Annotated in this window: 17 protein-coding genes; 15 read left to right on the plus strand and 2 right to left on the minus strand. The window is 40.1% G+C overall.

Annotated elements, in window-relative coordinates; translation table 11 throughout:
* Positions 1-48: 48 nt before the first annotated feature.
* On the plus strand, positions 49-2,883 hold the full coding sequence (locus tag VGE44_RS11555) for an FAD-binding and (Fe-S)-binding domain-containing protein (RefSeq protein ID WP_331079152.1): 2,835 nt from the start codon (positions 49-51) through the stop codon (positions 2,881-2,883).
* Positions 2,884-2,915: 32 nt separating this feature from the next.
* Positions 2,916-3,689 carry a 3-hydroxybutyrate dehydrogenase gene (locus tag VGE44_RS11560; protein WP_331079155.1) on the plus strand — a complete coding sequence of 258 codons (774 nt, stop codon included), beginning with the start codon at positions 2,916-2,918 and terminating at the stop codon, positions 3,687-3,689.
* Between the two features lie 365 nt (positions 3,690-4,054).
* Here the strand turns inward: VGE44_RS11560 and VGE44_RS11565 are convergent, their stop codons facing one another.
* Positions 4,055-4,522, minus strand: a complete 468-nt coding sequence (locus VGE44_RS11565; RefSeq protein WP_331079157.1) for a DUF4293 domain-containing protein — start codon at positions 4,520-4,522, stop codon at positions 4,055-4,057.
* Between the two features lie 110 nt (positions 4,523-4,632).
* Between VGE44_RS11565 and truA the strand changes: the two genes are divergently transcribed.
* From truA to sucD, 4 genes are all read left to right on the plus strand, one after another.
* Complete coding sequence (gene truA, locus VGE44_RS11570; protein WP_331079159.1) at positions 4,633-5,397, plus strand: tRNA pseudouridine(38-40) synthase TruA; 765 nt, start codon at positions 4,633-4,635, stop codon at positions 5,395-5,397.
* A 41-nt stretch (positions 5,398-5,438) separates the two neighbouring features.
* The gene (locus VGE44_RS11575; protein WP_331079161.1) at positions 5,439-7,205 is read left to right on the plus strand and encodes an ABC transporter ATP-binding protein; all 1,767 of its coding nucleotides are present in this window, start codon (positions 5,439-5,441) and stop codon (positions 7,203-7,205) included.
* Between the two features lie 63 nt (positions 7,206-7,268).
* Entirely contained in the window at positions 7,269-8,552 is a 1,284-nt protein-coding gene (dctA, locus tag VGE44_RS11580; protein ID WP_331079163.1) for a C4-dicarboxylate transporter DctA, read from the plus strand.
* A 300-nt stretch (positions 8,553-8,852) separates the two neighbouring features.
* Entirely contained in the window at positions 8,853-9,725 is an 873-nt protein-coding gene (sucD, locus tag VGE44_RS11585; protein ID WP_331079166.1) for a succinate--CoA ligase subunit alpha, read from the plus strand.
* A gap of 443 nt (positions 9,726-10,168) precedes the next feature.
* On the opposite strand, the gene VGE44_RS11590 is transcribed toward sucD, so the two are convergent.
* The gene (locus VGE44_RS11590) at positions 10,169-10,429 is read right to left on the minus strand and encodes an ORF6N domain-containing protein (protein ID WP_331079168.1); all 261 of its coding nucleotides are present in this window, start codon (positions 10,427-10,429) and stop codon (positions 10,169-10,171) included.
* Positions 10,430-10,651: 222 nt separating this feature from the next.
* Here VGE44_RS11590 and VGE44_RS11595 point away from each other — a divergent pair, with 222 nt between their 5' ends.
* The 9 genes from VGE44_RS11595 to VGE44_RS11635 all read left to right on the plus strand — a co-directional run bounded on the left by VGE44_RS11595 (position 10,652) and on the right by VGE44_RS11635 (position 21,065).
* The gene (locus tag VGE44_RS11595) at positions 10,652-11,083 is read left to right on the plus strand and encodes a septal ring lytic transglycosylase RlpA family protein (protein WP_331079170.1); all 432 of its coding nucleotides are present in this window, start codon (positions 10,652-10,654) and stop codon (positions 11,081-11,083) included.
* 468 nt (positions 11,084-11,551) lie between these two features.
* The gene (locus VGE44_RS11600) at positions 11,552-11,938 is read left to right on the plus strand and encodes a methionine-R-sulfoxide reductase (RefSeq protein WP_331079173.1); all 387 of its coding nucleotides are present in this window, start codon (positions 11,552-11,554) and stop codon (positions 11,936-11,938) included.
* A gap of 512 nt (positions 11,939-12,450) precedes the next feature.
* Complete coding sequence (gene fabG, locus VGE44_RS11605; protein WP_331079175.1) at positions 12,451-13,194, plus strand: 3-oxoacyl-[acyl-carrier-protein] reductase; 744 nt, start codon at positions 12,451-12,453, stop codon at positions 13,192-13,194.
* 172 nt (positions 13,195-13,366) lie between these two features.
* Positions 13,367-14,092 carry an SIMPL domain-containing protein gene (locus VGE44_RS11610; protein ID WP_331079177.1) on the plus strand — a complete coding sequence of 242 codons (726 nt, stop codon included), beginning with the start codon at positions 13,367-13,369 and terminating at the stop codon, positions 14,090-14,092.
* Positions 14,093-14,145: 53 nt separating this feature from the next.
* Positions 14,146-16,233, plus strand: coding sequence for a hypothetical protein (locus VGE44_RS11615; RefSeq protein ID WP_331079179.1), 2,088 nt, complete (start codon positions 14,146-14,148; stop codon positions 16,231-16,233).
* Positions 16,234-16,252: 19 nt separating this feature from the next.
* Positions 16,253-16,576, plus strand: a complete 324-nt coding sequence (locus tag VGE44_RS11620) for a hypothetical protein (RefSeq protein ID WP_331079181.1) — start codon at positions 16,253-16,255, stop codon at positions 16,574-16,576.
* Positions 16,577-17,449: 873 nt separating this feature from the next.
* Positions 17,450-18,637 carry an HlyD family secretion protein gene (locus tag VGE44_RS11625; protein WP_331079183.1) on the plus strand — a complete coding sequence of 396 codons (1,188 nt, stop codon included), beginning with the start codon at positions 17,450-17,452 and terminating at the stop codon, positions 18,635-18,637.
* On the plus strand, positions 18,634-20,808 hold the full coding sequence (locus VGE44_RS11630; protein ID WP_331079185.1) for a peptidase domain-containing ABC transporter: 2,175 nt from the start codon (positions 18,634-18,636) through the stop codon (positions 20,806-20,808). The genes VGE44_RS11625 and VGE44_RS11630 overlap by 4 nt, the downstream gene beginning before the upstream one ends.
* Positions 20,805-21,065, plus strand: a complete 261-nt coding sequence (locus VGE44_RS11635; protein WP_331079187.1) for an HTH domain-containing protein — start codon at positions 20,805-20,807, stop codon at positions 21,063-21,065. Before VGE44_RS11630 ends, VGE44_RS11635 begins: the two co-directional genes overlap by 4 nt.
* The last annotated feature ends 372 nt before the right edge of the window (positions 21,066-21,437 follow it).

Genomic DNA, 21,437 nt, shown 5'->3' on the forward strand with positions numbered 1-21,437 from the left:
TTGTATTCCATTAGAAAATATTTCAATTTAGGGGTCTAAACAAAAAATATGGATACTGGGAAGCTTTTGGAAGCTATTCTGCCAAAAGAACGAATTAAATGCCGATTAATTGACCTTGTTGCTTATGCGTCTGATGCGGGTTTTTATTATCTGAGACCAAAAGCAGTTGTGCAGCCGGTTAGTGAGAAAGAAATCATCTCTTTGCTTGAATTTTCACACCGCAATAAAATTCCTATGACCTTTAGAACAGGAGGGACCAGCTTGTCGGGTCAATCCATTACTGATGGTATCCTGGTAGATCTGAGCCAGTACTGGAATCAATTGCTTATTGAAGAAAATGGGGCCCTTGTAAGAGTGCAGCCGGGAATTACCGGTTCGATGGTTAATACTTTCCTTAAGAAACATAAGCGCAAAATAGGACCTGATCCATCCAGTATCGACTCAGCAATGATAGGCGGGATTCTGTCAAATAATTCGAGCGGGATGTGCTGCGGGGTAAGCCTGAATTCTTATCATACCACAAAACACATTCGTTTTATTCTGCCTTGCGGTAAAAGCTTTTCAACTGAAGTCAAAGCAGATTACCACCGCTTTAAAGAGGAATGTCCGGATATCTATTCCACACTATTAAATTTAAAAAATCAGATTGCTGAGAATGTTGAGCTTTCTCAAAGGATCAGAACAAAATATCTCACTAAAAATACAGTTGGGTATTCCTTGAATGCCTTTATTGATTATTCCGATCCACTCGATATTCTTTCACACCTGCTGATAGGTGCAGAAGGTACGCTTGGCTTCATTGCAGAGGCAGTGATGGAAACCGTACCCGATTATCCGTTCAAATCAACCGCATTTATCTACTTTGAGACTATTTATTCTGCCTGTCAGGCAATCGGTCCTTTAACTGCATCAGGGGCAGAGGCCGTTGAATTAATGGATAGAGCATCTCTAAGGTCGATCGAAGATTTGAAGGGTGCTCCTGAAATACTAAAAACTTTGCCTGAAACTGCGGCAGCATTATTGGTTGAATATCAGAGTAACAACAAGGAAGAATTACAGGCTAAAATTGACAGCCTCCTGCCTCATGCCAGCTCATTTTTACTACTTGAGCCTATTAGCTTCACAGAAGACCCATACATTCAGGCTTTTTACTGGAAACTCCGAAAGGGCATGTTTCCTGCTGTTGGTGCTGTCCGCGCAAGCGGGACGACCGTAATTCTGGAAGATATTGCTTTCCCTGTTGCTAAACTTGGAGATGCTATTCTTGATTTGCATGTTCTCTTTGAAAAGTATGAATATGAAAATGCAATCATCTTCGGCCATGCCAAGGATGGCAATATTCACTTTGTAGTCACTCAGTCCTTTAATTCAGCAGAGGAAGTTGTGCGCTACGATAAATTCTTAAGGGAAGTTGTTGAGCTGGTTGTCGATAAATATGATGGTACGCTGAAGGCTGAACATGGAACCGGCAGGAATATGTCGCCATTTGTGGAGACAGAGTGGGGTTCTGAAGCTTATCAGATCATGAAAAGTCTGAAGCAGGTGGTAGATCCGCAGAACCTGCTGAACCCCGGAGTCATTATCAATGAACATAAGAATGCACATTTACACGACCTGAAATCTCTGCCAAGTGTTGAACAGGAAGTCGACAGATGTATTGAGTGTGGCTATTGTGAGCATAAATGTCCGAGTAGGAATGTAACCCTAACACCAAGACAGCGTATAGTTGTCAGACGTGAACTGGCTTTATTAAAATCCAAAGGTAATACTGGTGAACATGCCGAACTTGTTAAGCAGTTTCAATACGATGGACTAGATACTTGTGCGGTGGATGGCCTTTGTGCAACGAGTTGTCCGGTGGATATTAATACAGGAGATCTGGTTAAACGATTGAGAAGAGAAAGCCATTCGGGTTTTTCTAATCAGGTAGCAATATGGGTTTCGAGAAACTTCCGTTTGGTAACATATATTGTAAATTTTGCACTTGAGGCAGGTACATTTATCAATACGGTCTTTGGAAAGAATTCAATGAACCTGATGACCAGGGGAATAAAAAAGATCATCCCGGCATTTCCGCTGTGGAGTAATCAATTGATCGTAAGTGGCTCTATTTCAAAAAATTACAAGAGTTTAATTGATTCAGAAACTAATAAAGGCCCGGCTGTAGTATATTTCCCAACCTGTATTTCAAGAGTAATGGGTGGGACTATGGGTAAAAAGAATATCCCGGATACATTTTTAAGTGTATCATCCAAATCCGGGATTAAGGTCATCATTCCTGAGGGAATTGAATCACTTTGCTGTGGGCAGCTTTTTTCTTCAAAAGGATATAATCTGGCTTATGCAGATAAGGTAAACGAGACTATTGAGAAGCTCTGGACAATAACTAATGGAGGTATGCTGCCTGTAATTCTGGATGTGACCTCCTGTTCCCATACCCTTCAGCAATGCCGGCCGGTCTTGAGTGATAGTAATAAGGAGAAGTATGATCGTTTGAGTATTTTGGATAGCATTGATTACCTCCATGATTATGTGATTCCTGCCTGCGGACCTTTAGAAAAAAAAGGAACCATTGTGCTTCATCCGGTTTGTTCTCTACAGAAAATGGGACTTGAGAGGAAGTTTGTTGCAGTTGCTTCTCATTTTAGCAATACCGCGGATGTTCCTGTACATTCAGGATGTTGTGGAATGGCAGGAGACCGGGGTTTTCTTTATCCCGAACTGACTGCTTCAGCAACTGCTCCTGAAGCAATGGAAGTCAAAAAAGGTACTTACGAGGGCTATTATTCTTCAGGTAAGACCTGCGAGATCGCAATGTCTGAAGCAGTAGGTAAGAACTATGAGTCAGTTCTGTACCTTGCAGATGAATGCATAAAGGATTAGGTCGCATATCTATACAAAATAGGAAGAGCTCTATGAAAGTGAAGAATGTTTTGATAACCGGAAGTACCAGCGGTATTGGTCTGGGTATTGCCATTGAATTTGCAAAATCAGGGTATAACCTAGCTTTTCACGGACTTGAGCAAAATGGTGCTGAAATTGCTGCTGAGATAGGAAAACAATATCAGATCAAAACTTTTTTTTCGCCTGCAAACCTGCTAGTACCTGCAGAGATTTCATCAATGATGAAAGAGGCATCAGGCCACCTTGGTGATATAGATATTCTGGTGAATAATGCGGGGATTCAGTATGTATCACCTGTTGAAGATTTACCATTGCATAAATGGAATGATATCATTAATGTAAATCTTACCGCTGCTTTTTGTACATCTCAGGCTGTTTGGAAGAGTATGAAAGCCAAAAAATGGGGAAGGATCATCAATATATCCTCTGCACATGGTTTAGTAGCATCAGAAAACAAATCTGCCTATGTAGCATCCAAACACGGACTTATCGGATTGACCAAAACATTGGCTCTGGAAGGTGCAAACTTTGGAATTACAGTGAACGCCATCTGCCCGGGTTTTGTTAAGACCCCATTGGTAGAAAAGCAAATAGTCGATCTGGCAAAGCAACAGAATATCCCCGAAGCCGATGTGATTCAGAAAAATATTTTACAAAAGCATGCTGTCAAAAACTTTGTCAGACCTGAAGAGATCGCTGCCCTTGCCTTGTTTTTAGCATCAGAAAATGCTTCAATGATAACAGGTGTTTCGATGCCTGTAGATGGTGGCTGGACTGCGCAATAGTCCCGTCCCGGATCAAGTCCGGGATTATAGGCGGATTTATTATTTAAGGATTGGGAGGTTCCAGCTTTCGCTGGATCCGATAGCTATCGGATAACAAATCTGGTGGGATAGTTAGGGAGATTCCAGCCTTCGCTGGAATCGGTTCGGTTAACGGTTCCGTTTTGCGATTCCAGCGAAGGCTGGAATCTCCTCACCCCAAAACAACCCTTGTCATTCCCGCGAAAGCGGGAACCTCAAACCATATTCTGCACAGCTATTTTAACCCAATGAGCCTAGCCGGACTCTTAAATAATGACATGGTGCTTGACTCGTGTCATTGCGTACCCCGATCCTTGTCATTGCGGGCTTGGCCCGCAAGACCCGCATTACCTCAACCTCTCCGCCGATTTGATCAGTTTCTCATCACTTCTGATTCCTCTGAGTGCCAGAATAACAAACAATACACTCAATGATGGGAGTATGACTCCAAGTCCGTAATTTTCAGTTTGCAAGGTGATATTCCCAAGTACCTGTTTTGCGGTTTGAACCATCCAGAAACTAAAACCCAGAATTCCTGCAATGCAGATATAGCAAAGCATCATTTGCCTTTTCCTGTTTTTAAATAGAAAAATAGCCAGAAAGGGGATTAATCCGAGTATGACTGTTACTATGGTTAAGGCAAGGAAAGGTTCAGTCTGAACGATATTCCCTCCGATACTTTCATAGACACCGGTTACTTTTACAGCTTTTGAAGTGCCATCAGGATTAATTACTTGCAGGTAAGGAAATAGAAACAGACTAAAAATTGCAGCGGTAGCAAAAAAAAGCCAGATGGTTTGTACTCGTTGAAGCATGGGTTGATAATTTGAAACAAATATAAATATTTTAGCCTTGTGATTATTCATTCATGCAATGTATTGAAGCTGCGGTTGAGTATCTTTGGCATTTCATATTAGTTTAGAGATTGGATACAACACAGAGATATTTTCTGGAACTGGCATATAATGGAACGGCCTATCATGGGTGGCAGATTCAGCAGAATGCCCTTTCAGTTCAGGAAATGATCAACAAAGCATTGACAACAATTTGCAGACAGGAAATTGAAACCCTTGGATGCGGCCGTACCGATACCGGAGTACATGCCCGGCAGCTTTTTGCACATGCGGATATCCCGATTGATATCGATGTAATGAATCCAAGATTTCTGCTCAGTATTAATGCAATGCTTCCTTATGATATTGTGCTCAAAAGGTTCATCAAAGTTGCACCGGAGGCTCATGCCCGTTTTGATGCAAGTTTACGTTCTTATGAGTACCATATTCATTTTTCAAAAGACCCGTTTCTTCATAATTTATCATGGCTTTTGCGTGATAAGCCCGAAATAGAATTGATGAATAGGGCTGCAGAATTGATGATGGAATACCGTGATTTCAGCTGTTTTAGTAAGTCAAATACCCAAACTTTTACCAATAATTGTGTAATTAGCAGGGCAGAATGGCTTCTTAAAGATAAAGGAATAGTCTTTCATATTTCTGCCGATCGCTTCCTTCGAAACATGGTTCGCGCAATTGTCGGTACTCTGGTCAGAATAGGTAAGAAGGAAATGAATGTGGAGGATATTCATGGGATTATCGAAAGTAAGGACCGCTCAAATGCCGGTGAGTCCGTGCCAGCCTGTGGCTTATTCCTCACAGAAGTGAAGTACCCATATATTCCGGATGAAATTTAAATGCAGGGTTTAGTTTAAAAAATAAATGATCGAAAATAAAAATGGCTAAGGTTAGCGGTAATGCAGTAGATATCAACCTGTTGAGAAGGGTATTCCGGTACGTTACTCCTTACCGTGGTATATTTATATGGTCAATCGTTTTAACAATATTACTTGCCATTCTGGCTCCGCTTCGTCCATGGCTGATTCAGTTTACACTCGACAGATATATTCTTTTAAATGACCACACCGGTTTAATTGATATGAGCCTTTTGATGGTCGGGTTACTATTGATCCAGACTGTCGTTCAGTATTTTCATACCTTTTTTACAAATATTTTAGGGCAATCAGTAATTAAGGATCTGCGTATTAAAGTATTCAATCATATCAGTAGTCTGAGACTTAAATATTTTGACCGTACACCCATTGGTCAGTTGATTACCCGGACGGTTTCAGACCTTGAAACCATTGCAGATATATTTTCTGAGGGACTTATTGTAATTGTTGGTGATATTCTGCAGGTAATTGCAATCATTGCCGTGATGCTTTATGTTGATTGGGAACTTACCCTGGTGGTATTGATTCCGATGCCTTTACTGATCATGGCTTCCCTGGTTTTTAAAGAAGCAATAAAATCAGCTTTTCAGGATGTGCGGACTCAGGTGGCCAATCTGAATACCTTTTTGCAGGAGCATATCACCGGAATAAGGATCATACAATATTTTGCACGGGAAGATCAGGAGATGAAGAAATTCAAAGAGATCAACTCAAAACACCGTGATGCACATATTCGTTCAAACTGGTACTATTCCATTTTCTTCCCTGTTGTCGAGATCATTTCTGCAGTTTCAATCGGACTTCTGGTATGGTATGGATCAAAATCGATCCTTTCGGATGAGATAAGTCCGGGAGTGGTTGTTTCTTTCATCATGTATATCAATATGCTGTTCAGGCCGATCCGTGAACTTGCTGATAAGTTCAATACGCTGCAAATGGGTATGGTAGGTGCTGAGCGTATTTTTAATGTTCTTGATACGGATGAGCAGACTGAAGACAAAGGCATCTTGCAACCTCAAAAATTGGAAGGCGATATTGAATTTAAAAACGTTTGGTTTGCCTATAACGATGAAAACTGGGTCTTAAAAGATATTTCATTCCATGTTAAACCTGGAGAAACGCTTGCACTTGTTGGGGCAACCGGAGCCGGAAAATCTTCCATCATTAATATATTAAATCGTTTCTACGAGATCAATAAGGGTGTTATTCTTGTCGATGGGAATGATATCCGCGAATACAAGTTAAGTTATCTGAGGTCACATATTGCGACTGTCTTGCAGGATGTATTCCTTTTCTCAGATTCCATTGCCAATAACATTAATCTGAGTAATATGGAGATTGGCAGAGATAGGCTTATTCATGCGGCAAAAGAGGTGGGTGCTTATGAATTCATTATGAAACTTCCCGGAGGCTTCGATTATGATGTGATGGAGCGGGGAGCAACATTATCTGCCGGGCAGGCTCAGCTGATTTCATTTATCCGGGCAATGGTATATGATCCACAAATCCTGGTACTGGATGAAGCAACTGCATCTGTAGATACCGAAACGGAAGAACTTATTCAGCATGCAATCAATAAATTAATGCAGGGCCGAACTTCGATAGTAATTGCCCACCGCCTTTCAACCATTCAAAATGCGGATCGGATCATAGTGTTAGATCATGGTGAAATTAAGGAGATGGGCTCTCATCAACAACTTTTAAAATTAAATGGCTTTTACAGAAAATTATATGATCTTCAGTTTAATTCAGAGGGTATAGCAAAACCTTAGTTTTTAGCTTACTGATCCTTAAAAATAAATTAAATCGGTATTTATGATTTTGTTCCTGATTTTATGAAGCGAGTTGTATCCCATCTTACCTTTCAGGTGCTTGTCGCAATTTTCATCGGCGTTCTCGTCGGCATGAATTTTCCGGCATTTGCTCCTACAGCCAAACTGATCAGTCAGACTTTCATCAATATGATCAGTATGCTGATTGCTCCGATCATATTTTTTACCATCGTGCTTGGTATTGCGCAAATGGGTGATATGAAAAAAGTGGGAAGGGTAGGTGGCAAAGCTTTGCTCTATTTCGAACTGATAACCACACTGGCAATCATCATAGGATTGCTGGTTGCCAATATATTTAAACCCGGCAAAGGTGTTGATGTGGCTGCAACTCATGCCGACCCTTCAAAAATACAGACTTACCAGGAATCAGCCTCAGGGATGAACTGGCTCGAATTCTTTGCCCATATCGTGCCCAAAAATATATTCGAATCCTTTGCCAAAGGGGATATTCTTCAGATTCTGTTCTTTGCGGTACTTTTTGGTTTTGCGCTGAGCCGTATGGGATCAACCGGCAGCTCCCTGATTGTAACATTCGAAAAATTATCGCAGGTGATATTCAATATCATGAAAATGATCATGAAGCTGGCTCCGTTTGGAGCATTTGGTGGTATGGCCTTTACGATTGGAACTTATGGTTTATCAACACTTTATCCACTCGGAAAGCTGATGATCGCTGTTTATATGACCATGGCGCTGTTCATTTTTGTGGTGCTGAACCTGATTTGCTATCTCTATAAGTTTAGTCTCTGGCAGTTTTTAAAATTCATCAGACAGGAAATAGTGATCGTTCTGGGAACCTCCTCCTCCGAGTCGGTGCTGCCCAGTATGATGTTAAAACTCGAAAAATTTGGTTGTTCTAAATCTGTTGTGGGACTTGTAGTCCCGACAGGATATTCATTTAATCTGGATGGGACGTCAATTTATCTGTCAATGTCAGTCATCTTTTTATCGCAGGTTTTTAATATCGATCTGAGTATTGGCCAGCAGATTACCATCATTGGAGTATTAATGGTCACTTCAAAAGGGGCGGCAGGAGTGACAGGCAGCGGCTTTATTGTATTGGCATCCACACTTACGGCCTTAAAAGTGGTGCCTATTGAGAGTATTGCCATTTTATTAGGGGTTGATCGCTTCATGTCTGAAGCCCGGGCTATTACCAATCTGATCGGTAATGGAGTCGCCTCAGTGGTGATTGCAAAAAGTGAAAAGGAATTTGATCAGGAGGCTTATAAAAGAGCAATTAATCCCAAAACTGCTGAAGATGTGATCAAGTCTTCTTATGAATAAAAAACAATAAGAGCCTGCTTTAAAAAGCACCTTTAAGGATTCCACTTAGATTCCGGCGAAGGCCGGAATCTCCCTTTTCAACCCCTCGGATTGTCATTCCAGCGAAAGCTGGAACCTCCTAAACTCATGAAATTCCATTTCAACTTTCTCCCAAACACTCGTGATATAAATCAATAAGAGCCTGTTAAAATTTGCATTGTAAAAATGTTAGATGAATTACAAACAGACGCTAAATCTTTTTCCTTTACTTTTTGACATTCTGAGCGATTCTCTTAGCTTTGCTGTACAAAAAAATATTCAATGAGTGTACTGGTTAATAAAGATTCAAAAGTAATAGTTCAGGGCTTTACAGGTAATGAGGGAACATATCATGCTTCCCAGATGATAGAGTATGGAACACAGGTTGTAGGTGGTGTAACTCCTGGAAAGGGAGGACAAAGTCATCTCGACCGACCGGTTTTCAATACTGTTAAGGATGCCGTTGATAAAACAGGCGCCGATGTGTCAATTATTTTTGTGCCACCGGCTTTTGCTGCTGACGCGATAATGGAAGCTGCTGAAGCAGGAATTAAAGTTATTGTTTGTATTACCGAAGGTATCCCAACCAAGGATATGATTCTGGTTAAAGAATATATTGCAGATAAGGATTGTCGTTTGATCGGCCCGAATTGCCCGGGTATCATTACTGCCGATGAAGCTAAAATTGGTATTATGCCAGGATTTATCTTCAAAAAAGGTGGTGTAGGTATCGTTTCTAAATCAGGAACTTTGACCTATGAGGCCGTTGATCAGGTTGTTAAAGCCGGACTGGGAATTACTACAGCAATCGGTATCGGTGGCGATCCAATCATTGGTACACCAACTAAAGAAGCAGTAATGCTGTTGATGAATGATCCTGAGACAAAAGGTATTGTGATGATCGGTGAGATTGGTGGTGGAATGGAAGCTGAAGCAGCTTACTGGATCAAAGAAAACGGTACTAAACCGGTTGTAGGCTTTATCGCCGGACAAACAGCGCCTCCGGGACGCCGTATGGGTCATGCAGGAGCAATTGTTGGCGGAGCCGATGATACTGCTGCTGCAAAAATGAAAATCATGAGGGAATGTGGTATTCGCGTTGTTGAATCTCCGGCAGAGATCGGTGCAGCAATGGCTGAAGAACTGGCAAAATAGGTTTAAGAAGAATCAAGATTTTTCTAAATATTTAAAAATATAAACCGGCTGGGAGGCCGGTTTTTTTTATGCTAGCAATTTATACCTGATTCTGTAAAGCACCAAAGAGAAGTAATATTTGTTTAGAAGCTTCGCATCATTTTTATTGATTACCTTCCTCCTGTGGCTTTATTTCGTAACCGATCGCTTTCCTGGGAGATTTGGGTTGTATCTTTTCATCCAATAGTTCATCCAGATATATGAAACACTACGTCTATATTTTTAGTGTGATTATTCAGTTTGTTTTTTCGATTTCCAGTCTAAGCTCTGTATTATCACTGAGCATTTGCCTGAAACGGGTAAAGATCCGTATGATCTGAATATTTAGGTGAATAGCCCTTTCGCTGTTCAGAATACAGAATATCGTTGTAACCCCTTGTTGTTCTGTGAAACAGAATAGCATATTACGTAACCCCATACTTGTCCTCTTTGGAAGTCACAATCTGTGACCTCCAAATTTCGAACTCTTCTTTGTTTATCCCAAACATAAAGTCTTGAGGGAATCGGGTAAAATTATCCCTGACAGTTTGTTTGGGGACTTTCGTATTTACTCCATACAATTCAGCCAGATCTCTGTCTAGCATAATCTTTTGATCCCATATCAAATAGATATTATTCATCGCTAATTCATCGGGTATGAATTCTTCTTTCGATTGTTTGCCCATAAGAATAAATTGAGACTATTTCCCAGTCGTTTGCTTTCGAAAACATGCTATGGCAAAAATATTTACCATAATAATTGTATAGTTTATTTCATACTGATGAGATGCAGAGACTATTTAAAGAGGCATGTTTTGACACCAATACATAATGGTTATAAGCAGTTGAATTTGCTCTTTCGCCTCAAAATGGCGACCTTTGCGCCTACTAACCAAATTAAGAAGCAGATGAAAGTACTATTTTTTATATTCTTCAGCTTTTTTTCAATTGTTTCGATTTCGGCACAACAGACAGATTTACTGAAGGATTCTATTCAGACGGATAGCATCATAACTGAAGTATTCCGAAATGACAGCCTGATTACAGTCAGAGGTAAGGCTACTTATTATGCCAGCAAATTCCATGGACGCCGTACTTCCAATGGCGAAGTATACAGTAATAAGAAAATGACTGCTGCCCACCTTAAGCTACCATTCGGAACCATGGTGACCGTAACCAATCTGAATAATGGCCGCACAGTAGAAGTTCGGGTAAATGATCGTGGTCCGCATACCAAAGCCTTTATTATTGATGTTTCGCAGGCTGCTGCTAAAGAACTTGGGTTTTATGGTAAGGGCGTTGCGAGAGTGGAGATCTGTTATCAAATCCCGAAGGATTAGACTATTGGGTTCTAACGCGTATACGGTTAAAATTAAGTTCTATATAAATATGTTTTTATAATATTTTGACCGATTTTCAAAAGAAGGCTCTACCTTCAAGGACCGCTAAGCTTGATACCGAAATAGCAATAACAAGATTTAGGGTGTTTTTCAACTCTATTGATTGTAATCCAGGTTGGAATCTTTCTAATGACCCTGAAGGGGTCAAATGTTTATAGTATTATTTAAAACGAAAATCCCGACCCTGAAGGGGTCGCATGTGAGAATTTCAAATACATTCGACCCCTTCAGGGTCGGAAAACGGGCATTTTTGATTTTCCTATAAACATAAGACCCCTTTGGGGTCGAAGAACAAAAGCTTTAACCGAATAATATTGATTTGGCATTAACTAGTTTAAATTGTATCCTTCATGTCATATCTCTTTGGAGTTTGATGTCTTTTATGCAGCCTCATTATATTTGTATTAAATGGAATACAACAAATTAACACCCGAAGAAGAATACATCATCCTGCATAAAGGCACAGAGAGACCTTATTCAGGAGAGTATCTGGACAATAAGAAGTCAGGAGTTTACTGCTGCAGACAGTGTAATGCTCCTTTGTACCGGTCTGAAGATAAATTTGATTCACACTGTGGCTGGCCGAGTTTTGACGATGAAATTGAGGGTGCAGTGAAGAAACTGACCGACAGAGATGGGCATAGGACTGAAATATTATGTAATAATTGTGGCGGTCACTTAGGGCATGTTTTTACAGGGGAGAAATTAACCCCGAAAAACACCCGTCATTGTGTGAATTCACTTTCTATGAAATTTGTTTCTGCAGAGAACCTTTCTGCATCACGTATTTCCTGATTAATTTGAACAGGAAATTTCCTGTGTCCGGAGAAATTCTTTGCTATCCGAGCAAGGCTGATTTCTTTCGTTTGTATTTATATCCCGCGCTGAAATCATTCATAATAAAGTATTCTTTCCCATCCCCGGAAGGGCCTATAAGACCAACGATTTCCTCTTCTGCTAATTAGTCTCAGGCATCAATCCTGACTGTGCCGGGAGAACTTATTACCATCTTCCGGATAAGTACAAATTAAAGCCTAAGAAAACGCGGACTAAACGCATAAAAATACTAGGGTTTGTGTGCGTTTAGTCCGCGTTTAGTCCACGCTTACTATGCGTTTTTCTACTACAAATTATTAAGCTGTCTGCCTGCTTTCCCTGAGGAATTCGGAGGGAGATTTAGCTGAATAAAAGACCAAAGTTCTGCAGTGATACCTTTATCCTGAATCTTGAAAATGATTTGAAGGTCCTTTTCTTAAAAATGTATTTATTTTTAAGAAAAATTCTAATTTCACAGTTTAAAATCTGTTATGAAATTACTAGAAGGAAAAATAGCCTTAATTACCGGTGCCTCAAAAGGAATAGGCCGTAAGATTGCCGAAAAATTCGCTGAACATGGTGCTGATGTAGCATTTACTTACCTGTCTTCTGTTGAGAAGGGTGAGGCTTTGGAAAAGGAATTGCAAAGTTTTGGAACCAAAGTTAAAGGATACCGTTCTGATGCCTCAAAATTTGATGAAGCCGAGAAACTGATCAACGATATTGTAGCTGATTTTGGAGGTCTTGATATTGTAGTAAACAATGCAGGTATTACCAAAGATGGTTTATTGATGCGCATGACTGAAGAGAATTGGGATGAGGTTTTAAACGTTAACCTTAAATCTATATTCAACGTTACCAAGGCTGCATCTAAAATCATGATGAAGAACAGAAAAGGTGTTTTCATCAATATGAGCTCAGTAGTTGGTGTGCAGGGAAATGCAGGTCAGGCAAATTATGCAGCTTCCAAAGCTGGCATTATCGGATTCTCGAAATCAGTTGCCAAAGAACTGGGTTCAAGAAATATCCGCTCAAATGTGGTTGCTCCTGGCTTTATAAGGACCGAAATGACTGAAGTTCTAGATCCAAAGGTTGTGGAAGGCTGGGCACAGGCTATTCCTCTAAAGCGTGCCGGTGAAACTGAAGATGTAGCTAATCTTTGTGTATTCTTAGGCTCTGACATGAGTTCTTACATCACGGGCCAGGTTATACCGGTTGATGGGGGAATGCTGTAGGAGATGTGAGATATGAGATATGAGATGTGAGACCCGATAGCTATCGTGTTGAGAATGCACAATTAACATTCCATTCAAGCTTTCTACTTTTATCTTTCAACTTCAAACTTTTATCCTAAAGATGGTATAGAATTTGTAAGTGTTGTTTATAATTTATGCTTAAATTAATATCATGATAAACAATCGCTTCATCATTCCATTTGCCATTTTAGGATTTTCCCTGATCGTCTCTACTTTCATATTTTCAGGTACCTGGCGAAAGATCAAAAGTGAGAACCAGACGATTACTGTGACAGGCTCTGCCAAACAGGTTATTGTTTCTGATCTGGGGGTATTGCGTGGAACTTTGAGTGTTGAGGCTGCTACAGCATTGGAAGCATATCGTTTACTTCAGGCTCAGAAACCAATATTGATGGAATATTTTAAGTCTAAGGGTTTTGCCGGAGATAAGGTTAACGTACAAACTATCACTTCTTTCCCTAACTATTCTTTCAATCAGCAGGGACAAAATACGGGAATCAGGTCATATAATGCTTCTCAAACGATAGATATTTCAGCTTCTGACGTTCAATTGATTAAAGCGATGTCTATTGAGATCAGTTCGCTGGTAGAAAGGGGAGTTAACTTTCAGGTTAATCAGCCTGAGTATTATTATACCAAAATCGGAGATATAAAGATTGAAATTCAGGCGGCAGCAGCAAAAGATGCTATGATTCGCGGCGAGCGGATAGCAGAAGCAACCGGAAGGGAACTGGGAGCACTCAAAAGTGCAAGAATGGGAGTTCTACAAATTACTCCCGAAAATTCAAACCTGATTTCTGATTATGGTGTGAATGATGTCAGTTCCATCAGAAAGGAAATAATTGCCGTAGTCAATGCTAATTTCGAGATCGATTAATATCTCATGAAAGATTGAAAGCTTAGATTTAAAAAGGCATATTTGTATTAGCTATGCCGCTATTATTTCAAATTCAATTTACTTCAGAAAGCTATTTATGGCTCCTGGCCTGTTTGGGATTGGGTATTGCATATGCCTTTCTTTTATATAAACCATCCGGACATCTTCATAAAAATCTGAGATATTTTCTCTTTGCTCTCCGGGCCATTGCCATAGCTTCAATTGCATTTTTACTTTTTTCTCCTCTGGTCAAAACAATTAAGCGCACAGTTGAGAAACCACTGATCATCCTTGCACAGGACAATTCAGCATCAATCCTTCTCTCCAAAACTAAAGATTTCAATCGTCAGAATTATAACAATCAACTCAAAAAGCTTGAGAAGGACCTCTCGGCTAATTATGAGCTGCGTACATTCAATTTTGCTGAGGAAATTAAAAGCGGACTTGATGTGAAGTATGATGGCTCTCTGACGGATATTTCATCAGTTTTTAAGCTGATCGATGATCAGTTCTCCAACCGCAATATTGGTGCTGTCATTATAGGAACTGACGGAATTTATAACAGAGGCTCAAATCCGCAATATGATAGTAAGAACATCAAAGCACCAGTTTATACCATTGCACTTGGTGATACGATAGCAAAGCGCGATCTTCTGATTTCTAATGTGAACTACAACAATATTGCTTATCTGGGTAATCAGTTTCAGATCGGGCTAAGCATAGAGGCTTATCAATCGGAAGGGAATACTTCTATGCTTACTGTTAGTACAGAATCAGGTGTTCTCATATCAAAACCTGTAACGATCAATTCCAATGAATTCCGGCAAACTATTTTACTGAACTTACCCGCAGAAAAGAAAGGGGTTCAATCCTACACAATCAAACTTGCTGCCCTTTCAAATGAGTTATCCCTGATCAATAATACTCAAACCATTTTTGTCGAGGTGATTGACGGGAGAAAGAATGTACTGATTATTGCAAATGCCCCTCATCCGGATATCAGCGCAATCAGGCAATCAATTGAGATCAATAAGAACTATTCAGTGAAGGTTCGTATGGGCCAGGAGGTTAGTCCGGCAGAAATTCAGGAAGCTGGTCTGCTTATTTTGCATCAGGTGCCTTCAATCAGTAATAATGCAAGGGATGTTCTGAAGTTGGGTTCTGACAAGCCTATACTTTATGTGTTGGGTGCTCAGAGCAATATTCCTGCTTTTTCAGCCTCACAAAGCTTAATTACGCTTAATTCAAATGGAATGATGCAGGAAGCTACCGCCACTATTAAATCTGATTTTTATGCCTTTACACTAAGCGAAAGCAGCAGAACGAAGATCAGTAATTTCGGGCCTCTGTTTACACCTTTTGGTAATTATGGCTTTAAAGGACCTTCCAGTCTGTTGATGAACCAGCAGATTGGAAAATTGTCAACAGAAAAGCCATTATTATTGTTTGGAGAGGATGTTCAGCGCAGAATGGCTGTTCTTGCCGGGGAGGGAATCTGGCGATGGAGGCTGGAGGATTTTCAGGAAAATGCAAGCCATGAGGCTATTGATGAGTTGATTACAAAAACTGTACAGTACCTGGTCAGCGCAGATGATAAGCGTAAATTCAGGGTTTATGCCGCAAAAAATACTTTTGATGAAAATGAACATGTCATTCTGAATGCAGAATTATATAATGATGCATTTGAGCTGGTAAATACTCCGGATGTCAATATTGCTCTGAACAACAAAAATGGAAAAAGCTATTCATTCGTTTTTTCAAGAACTTTGAACTCATATCAACTTGATGCCGGAGAATTAGTTGCCGGGGAATATAACTATACTGCGGGAACGACTCTTGGGAAGATAAAGCATCAGACAGAAGGACAATTTATAATAAGCAGACAAGATTCTGAATACAAGCAGAGTATCGCAAATCATCAGTTATTATTCACTGTTGCAAAGCAGAATGGCGGTCAGATGCTCTTTCCGGCTCAGCTTGATGAATTGCCTGCCTTGATTAAAGCAAACGAGCAGGTGAAATCAGTATTTTATGAAAATCCAAAATATAGTGAGCTTATAGATCTGAAACTATTATTTTTTATAATACTTGCTCTATTGAGTCTGGAATGGCTTTCAAGAAAGCGAAATGGCGAAATTTAATCTTCTTTAAAGCTAAATTATGGAAGCAAATAAAACATTATCAGTTTATAATAAGGTCAGGAAACTAACCAGAGAGGGAAAACTGCACTGGAATGAAGAGGCAGATGGAAATACATTTTACACATCTATCAGTGACTTTAAGATCTATATTGGTAAAAGTGCAGGTACAATTTCCTTTGAACTATTTAATCATTTAAACACAAAAATTGGCCTCCTGGAGTATGGCGGATATTCGCCGGATATAGAAGGTCTGGATTCTTTTTATATGCAGGTCAGGAAACTGATTACGAAGACTGAAGACGGGCTCGACGATCTTCTGGATCAGCTTGATAAGATTGACTGACTTAACCTGAGTTTGATAGAAGAAAGCTTATAATAGTGCAGTTATTAATTTGGGGATAAGGCTCTTAAGCCATGGGATTAGGTTTTGGAAATCAATACCTGTTTGTTATAGGCTGGTTCAGCCCTTTCCTCGGGGAGTAGTTCCGGCATGTAATCGCTTTCTATTTCGAATTTCCAACAGCCGGAAGCTACCTCCTACGGTAAGGTTTATTTTACCCGGTGCTGCTAAGAGTCGGGAGGTTCCAGCTTTCGCTGGAATCGCAAGACGGAACCGTATTATATATGATGTAGTGGATTTACTCATTTTTTGTCTTTGTATATTTCAGGAAAGATAAATTTTGGAAATGAGGAGTGATCTGAATCGATTCCAGCGAAGGCTGGAATCTCCGCTATCTCCCCCCAACAATTTTGTCATTCCAGCGAAAGCTGGAACCTGATAACACATTCCGGTTAACGTTGTCTTCCTGAAAGAAACGGAACCATCGTAAGCCTTAACCTCAATAGTATACCACACAGATTTTGATGCCATGAGACCAACCCAATCTATTAAATAATGACATTGCCGCTGCGCTAGCCAGAAACATAACTTGCATTTACAACAAGAAAAACTATCCAATATAATATAGCCCAGGAAAGATTTTATTTTCGAACACATATTAAATTACCACAAAATCTAAAATTGGATCTTGTAAAACGGGCTTTAGTGCCAATTTCTGATTTTCTCAATTACCTGCCGTTTACTTGACAGGAGATACCACTTGCTAAAAAACTTTGCATCAAATTCAGGCTTGAAACCTTCTAAACTATATTTATTCCGGTAATTGAAAATAGATCTCGATGGTTACCCGATCTCTTAAAATATAAATTCCCGAAAATGTCAGTATCAGCCTGGAATGATCAGCATACTCCCTTAATATCCATTGGATATAGGTATAGTTTCGGTTCAGGCACTGGAATTATATATACTGTCATCCTATCTGCGACCATCGTTGCCTTGATTTTGTTGCCTTTCATTCCTGTTCAGGTCAGTATTAATAGTCGGGGTGTGATACAGTCGTCATTAGAGCGCACAGATCTTTTTGCAGCAGTAAGTGGAAGGATAATAGAGGTCAGGATGAAGGACAATCAAAGTATATCAGCCGGAGATACTGTTCTGGTCATTGATTCCTCTTTACCTGGACAACAAGGCAAAATCTTAAGCAGGCGATCAGAACTGCTCAGACAGCTACTTGAAGATGCAGGGCGTATAGTCAATCATGCTGGTTCAAGGGATAAGTCCTCAACAGAACCGGTATTTTTAACTGAGCAGTACAGAGCTTCGTGGCTGCAGTTCTGTCAGGAATTCGAAGAACACCAGTTGAATAGAGATCAGTCAGAGCGAGTTTATAAGAGGTATCATCTCTTGTACGAGAAGGGAGCAATTACTTTGTCAGAAAGTGAAAAAGTCAGGTTTGAATATGATAAGTCCGTATCTGATCAAGCCCTGCTAATAAACCGATGGAGATCACAGTGGGAAATTGAAGCCGGCGGCTATCGAAGAGAGCTGAGTGAATTGCTTTCGCGGGAGGCTGAAATTAAAGAACAGAATAAGCTGTTTACTCTTCGGGCACCTGTTAATGGTTCGTTACAAAGCCTCACAGGCATACAAGCAGGTTCTTACGTTTTTGCAAACCAAAAGATTGCAGAAATTTCTCCAAATGCTCAATTGATTGCTCTCTGTTATATTAAGCCAACAGATATCGGCCTGATCAGAAAAGGTCAGTCGGTAAACTTTCAGGTTGATGCCTTCAATTATAATCAATGGGGCTTTATTTCGGGCAAAGTAATTGATATTTCGGATGATGTTATTTTTTCGGATCAGGGAGTGGCTGTATTCAAGGTGCGTTGTGTACTCGGGAGCGATCATTTGAAACTTAAGAATGAGTATAGAGGATACCTCAAAAAGGGAATGAGTTTTACCGCCCGCTTTTTAGTAGCAGAGCGTACTTTGTTCGAATTGCTTTATGATAAACTCGACGATTGGCTTAATCCAAATCTTTTGCTTACATCCTCTGAAATATGAACATCCGGGTAAAACAGCGTGACATATCTGATTGTGGGGCAGCATGCCTGGCCTCAGTTGCGAGGTTTTATAATCTTGATGTTCCGCTTGCAAGAATCCGGCAGCATGCTGGAACAGATATAAGGGGGACAAATGTTGCCGGTATGCTCGAAGCTGCCGTTCGACTTGGATTTGAAGCAAAAGGGGTTAAGGGAACCTTTGAAAGCCTTTTTAAAATACCGCTTCCGGCAATAGCACATGTCATTGTCAATGTTCAGCTTCATCATTATGTGGTCATCTATAAGATAAATAAGCAGAAGATCAGCATTATGGATCCTGCTGATGGGAAATTGCTTGTGAAAAAGCTGAACGATTTCAGAGAGGAGTGGACCGGGGTACTTATATTATTGGCACCGGATGATAGTTTTGTTCATGGGAATCAAAAAATAAGCCTTTACAGACGTCTTTACAAACTTTTACAGCCTCATCGTGCTGTTCTTGTTCAGGCTTTGTTCGGTGCCTTAATCTATACTCTCCTGGGACTTTCCATGTCTGTTTTTGTTCAGAAGATTGTGGATTTTGTACTGGTTGATGGAAACAGAAATTTGCTCAACCTGATGAGTGTCGGGATGTTCATCATACTCTTCCTGCAGATATTTATAGGCACCTTAAAGAGCATTTTTATAATTCGAACCGGGCAGATGATTGATGCCAGGCTCATATTGGGCTATTATAAGCACCTTCTTAAATTGCCTCAGCAGTTTTTTGACACTATGCGGGTAGGTGAAATTACTTCAAGAATTGGGGATGCTGTAAAGATTCGTTTGTTTATAAATGATGTGTCCATCAATCTGGCGGTAAACTTTTTTATGCTGGTATTTGCTTTCACGATGATGTTTACCTATTACTGGAAGCTTGCCCTGTATCTTTTGATCCTCATTCCACTCTATTCTGCCATTTATCTGATAAGCAATAGGCTCAATAAAATGGTGCAGCGCAAGCTGATGGAGAATTCAGCCAACTTAGAATCTCAGCTTGTAGAAAGTCTGAATGCAGTAGGAACCATCAAACGTTTCGGGCTGGAGGATTATGCGAATCAGAAAACTGAAATGCGTTTCATGAAACTACTGACAACGGTTTATAAATCTGGTCTGAACGCAGTTTTTTCAGGATCTTCTACTGAGCTGGTTTCCCATTCATTTACCATTATATTACTTTGGGTCGGTGCAGGATTTGTTCTGGATAAGCAAATCAGTCCGGGTGAATTACTCTCTTTTTATACCCTGATCGGCTATTTTACAGGGCCCGTTTCTTCTTTTGTGGGGATGAATAAAACTGTTCAGGATGCAATCATTGCTTCCGATCGCTTATTTGAAATTATGGATATGGAACAGGAGAGTGAGGACCATAAATTTGAACTCGAAAGATCAAACCTCGGAAATATCAGATTCGTTGATGTTTCCTTTCGCTATGGTTCGCGGGTCATGGTTTTTGATAAGTTAAATTTGGAGATCCCATATCAGAAAATGACAGGAATAGTGGGGGAGAGCGGATCCGGAAAATCTACCCTTATGTCTATCCTGCAGAACATTTATCCGGTTCATAGTGGTCATGTTTTTATTGGTGATTCTGAGATAAAATATATCAGTAATAGCTCCTTGCGCCATATCATTGCTGTAGTACCACAGAAGATAGAACTTTTTGCCGCTGATGTAAGCACGAATATTTCTATAGGGGATGATGAACCTGATATGAAGAAGATCCTGGGTATTTGCACTATGTTAGGAATTACCCAATTTATTGATGATTTACCCAATGGATTTCAAACCCAGCTTGGCGAGAACGGAGCAAGTCTTTCGGGCGGACAAAAGCAAAGAATTGCAATAGCACGAGCCCTGTACCGTGATCCTGAAATCCTTATTTTGGACGAAGCGAGTTCTTCCCTCGACCCGGTGTCTGAAAAATATGTCCAGAATGCAATAGAATCTTTGCTTTCTGAGAAGAAGACCGTAATCGTAATATCCCATCGCCTCAGCAGTATTCAGAAGGCCGGAAAGATCATTGTTTTAAAAGATGGAAAAGTAATGGAAGAGGGAAAACATACTGAACTGATAGCTTATCCGGGAGAGTATTATCACTTATGGTCTCAGCAAATGCCCATGGAATTTCGAAGTTTATCTGATGCCAAATGAAGTTGCTGGAACAAATTGAGCGTATTAACCGGCTGCATGAGCTAATCAAGCATCGGCGTACAGGTACTCCAAGTCAGCTGGCTCAGAGACTGAATCTATCTACTTCGATGGTTTATAAACTAATAGATGAGTTGAAATTGCGGGAGGCCCCAATTGTATATTCCCGTCAAATGGGCACTTATTATTATAGCCACAGTTTTCAGATGAAGATCTCTATTGATTTTAAAACTATTGGAGAGGAAGAGTTACCGCGGTAGTTTAACTATAACTCTGGATTTGGTTATACCGGAACTTTTGTAAATGAATGATTTCGATTTCTGATTTTTTGATTGTCCACAATTGACGATTATTCTCCCCCAGTTACCCTACATTCATTTTTCAGCATTAAAATAATTTTACTCCACTATAGTTTTTTTGTATTGAAGATGTTTTACTTAGACTATCGCGATCAATGCTGTACAGCAGAAGGCAGAAACCGAAAAGCCTGGAAAGAGTAGGTTTAATATAAATTGAACTAATAAGTAAGAATTTGCATTTAGGTTTTTGACTTTAAGCTAATGCGGGTTTATTGAATCCTTTGGAACAGGGTGTATTCAAGTGGTGCTTACGAGTTTTATACGAGGAGAATT

It is taken from the genome of Daejeonella sp., from assembly GCF_036405355.1.
Taxonomy (GTDB): domain Bacteria; phylum Bacteroidota; class Bacteroidia; order Sphingobacteriales; family Sphingobacteriaceae; genus Daejeonella.

Excerpts from the sequence above, each read along its gene's own strand:
- VGE44_RS11555 (WP_331079152.1), top strand. The coding sequence starts at position 49 with ATGGATACTGGGAAGCTTTTGGAAGCTATTCTGCCAAAAGAACGAATT.
- VGE44_RS11560 (WP_331079155.1), top strand. The coding sequence starts at position 2,916 with ATGAAAGTGAAGAATGTTTTGATAACCGGAAGTACCAGCGGTATTGGT.
- VGE44_RS11565 (WP_331079157.1), bottom strand. The coding sequence starts at position 4,522 with ATGCTTCAACGAGTACAAACCATCTGGCTTTTTTTTGCTACCGCTGCA.
- VGE44_RS11575 (WP_331079161.1), top strand. The coding sequence starts at position 5,439 with ATGGCTAAGGTTAGCGGTAATGCAGTAGATATCAACCTGTTGAGAAGG.
- dctA (WP_331079163.1), top strand. The coding sequence starts at position 7,269 with ATGAAGCGAGTTGTATCCCATCTTACCTTTCAGGTGCTTGTCGCAATT.
- sucD (WP_331079166.1), top strand. The coding sequence starts at position 8,853 with ATGAGTGTACTGGTTAATAAAGATTCAAAAGTAATAGTTCAGGGCTTT.
- VGE44_RS11590 (WP_331079168.1), bottom strand. The coding sequence starts at position 10,429 with ATGGGCAAACAATCGAAAGAAGAATTCATACCCGATGAATTAGCGATG.
- VGE44_RS11595 (WP_331079170.1), top strand. The coding sequence starts at position 10,652 with ATGAAAGTACTATTTTTTATATTCTTCAGCTTTTTTTCAATTGTTTCG.
- VGE44_RS11600 (WP_331079173.1), top strand. The coding sequence starts at position 11,552 with ATGGAATACAACAAATTAACACCCGAAGAAGAATACATCATCCTGCAT.
- fabG (WP_331079175.1), top strand. The coding sequence starts at position 12,451 with ATGAAATTACTAGAAGGAAAAATAGCCTTAATTACCGGTGCCTCAAAA.
- VGE44_RS11610 (WP_331079177.1), top strand. The coding sequence starts at position 13,367 with ATGATAAACAATCGCTTCATCATTCCATTTGCCATTTTAGGATTTTCC.
- VGE44_RS11615 (WP_331079179.1), top strand. The coding sequence starts at position 14,146 with ATGCCGCTATTATTTCAAATTCAATTTACTTCAGAAAGCTATTTATGG.
- VGE44_RS11620 (WP_331079181.1), top strand. The coding sequence starts at position 16,253 with ATGGAAGCAAATAAAACATTATCAGTTTATAATAAGGTCAGGAAACTA.
- VGE44_RS11625 (WP_331079183.1), top strand. The coding sequence starts at position 17,450 with ATGTCAGTATCAGCCTGGAATGATCAGCATACTCCCTTAATATCCATT.
- VGE44_RS11630 (WP_331079185.1), top strand. The coding sequence starts at position 18,634 with ATGAACATCCGGGTAAAACAGCGTGACATATCTGATTGTGGGGCAGCA.
- VGE44_RS11635 (WP_331079187.1), top strand. The coding sequence starts at position 20,805 with ATGAAGTTGCTGGAACAAATTGAGCGTATTAACCGGCTGCATGAGCTA.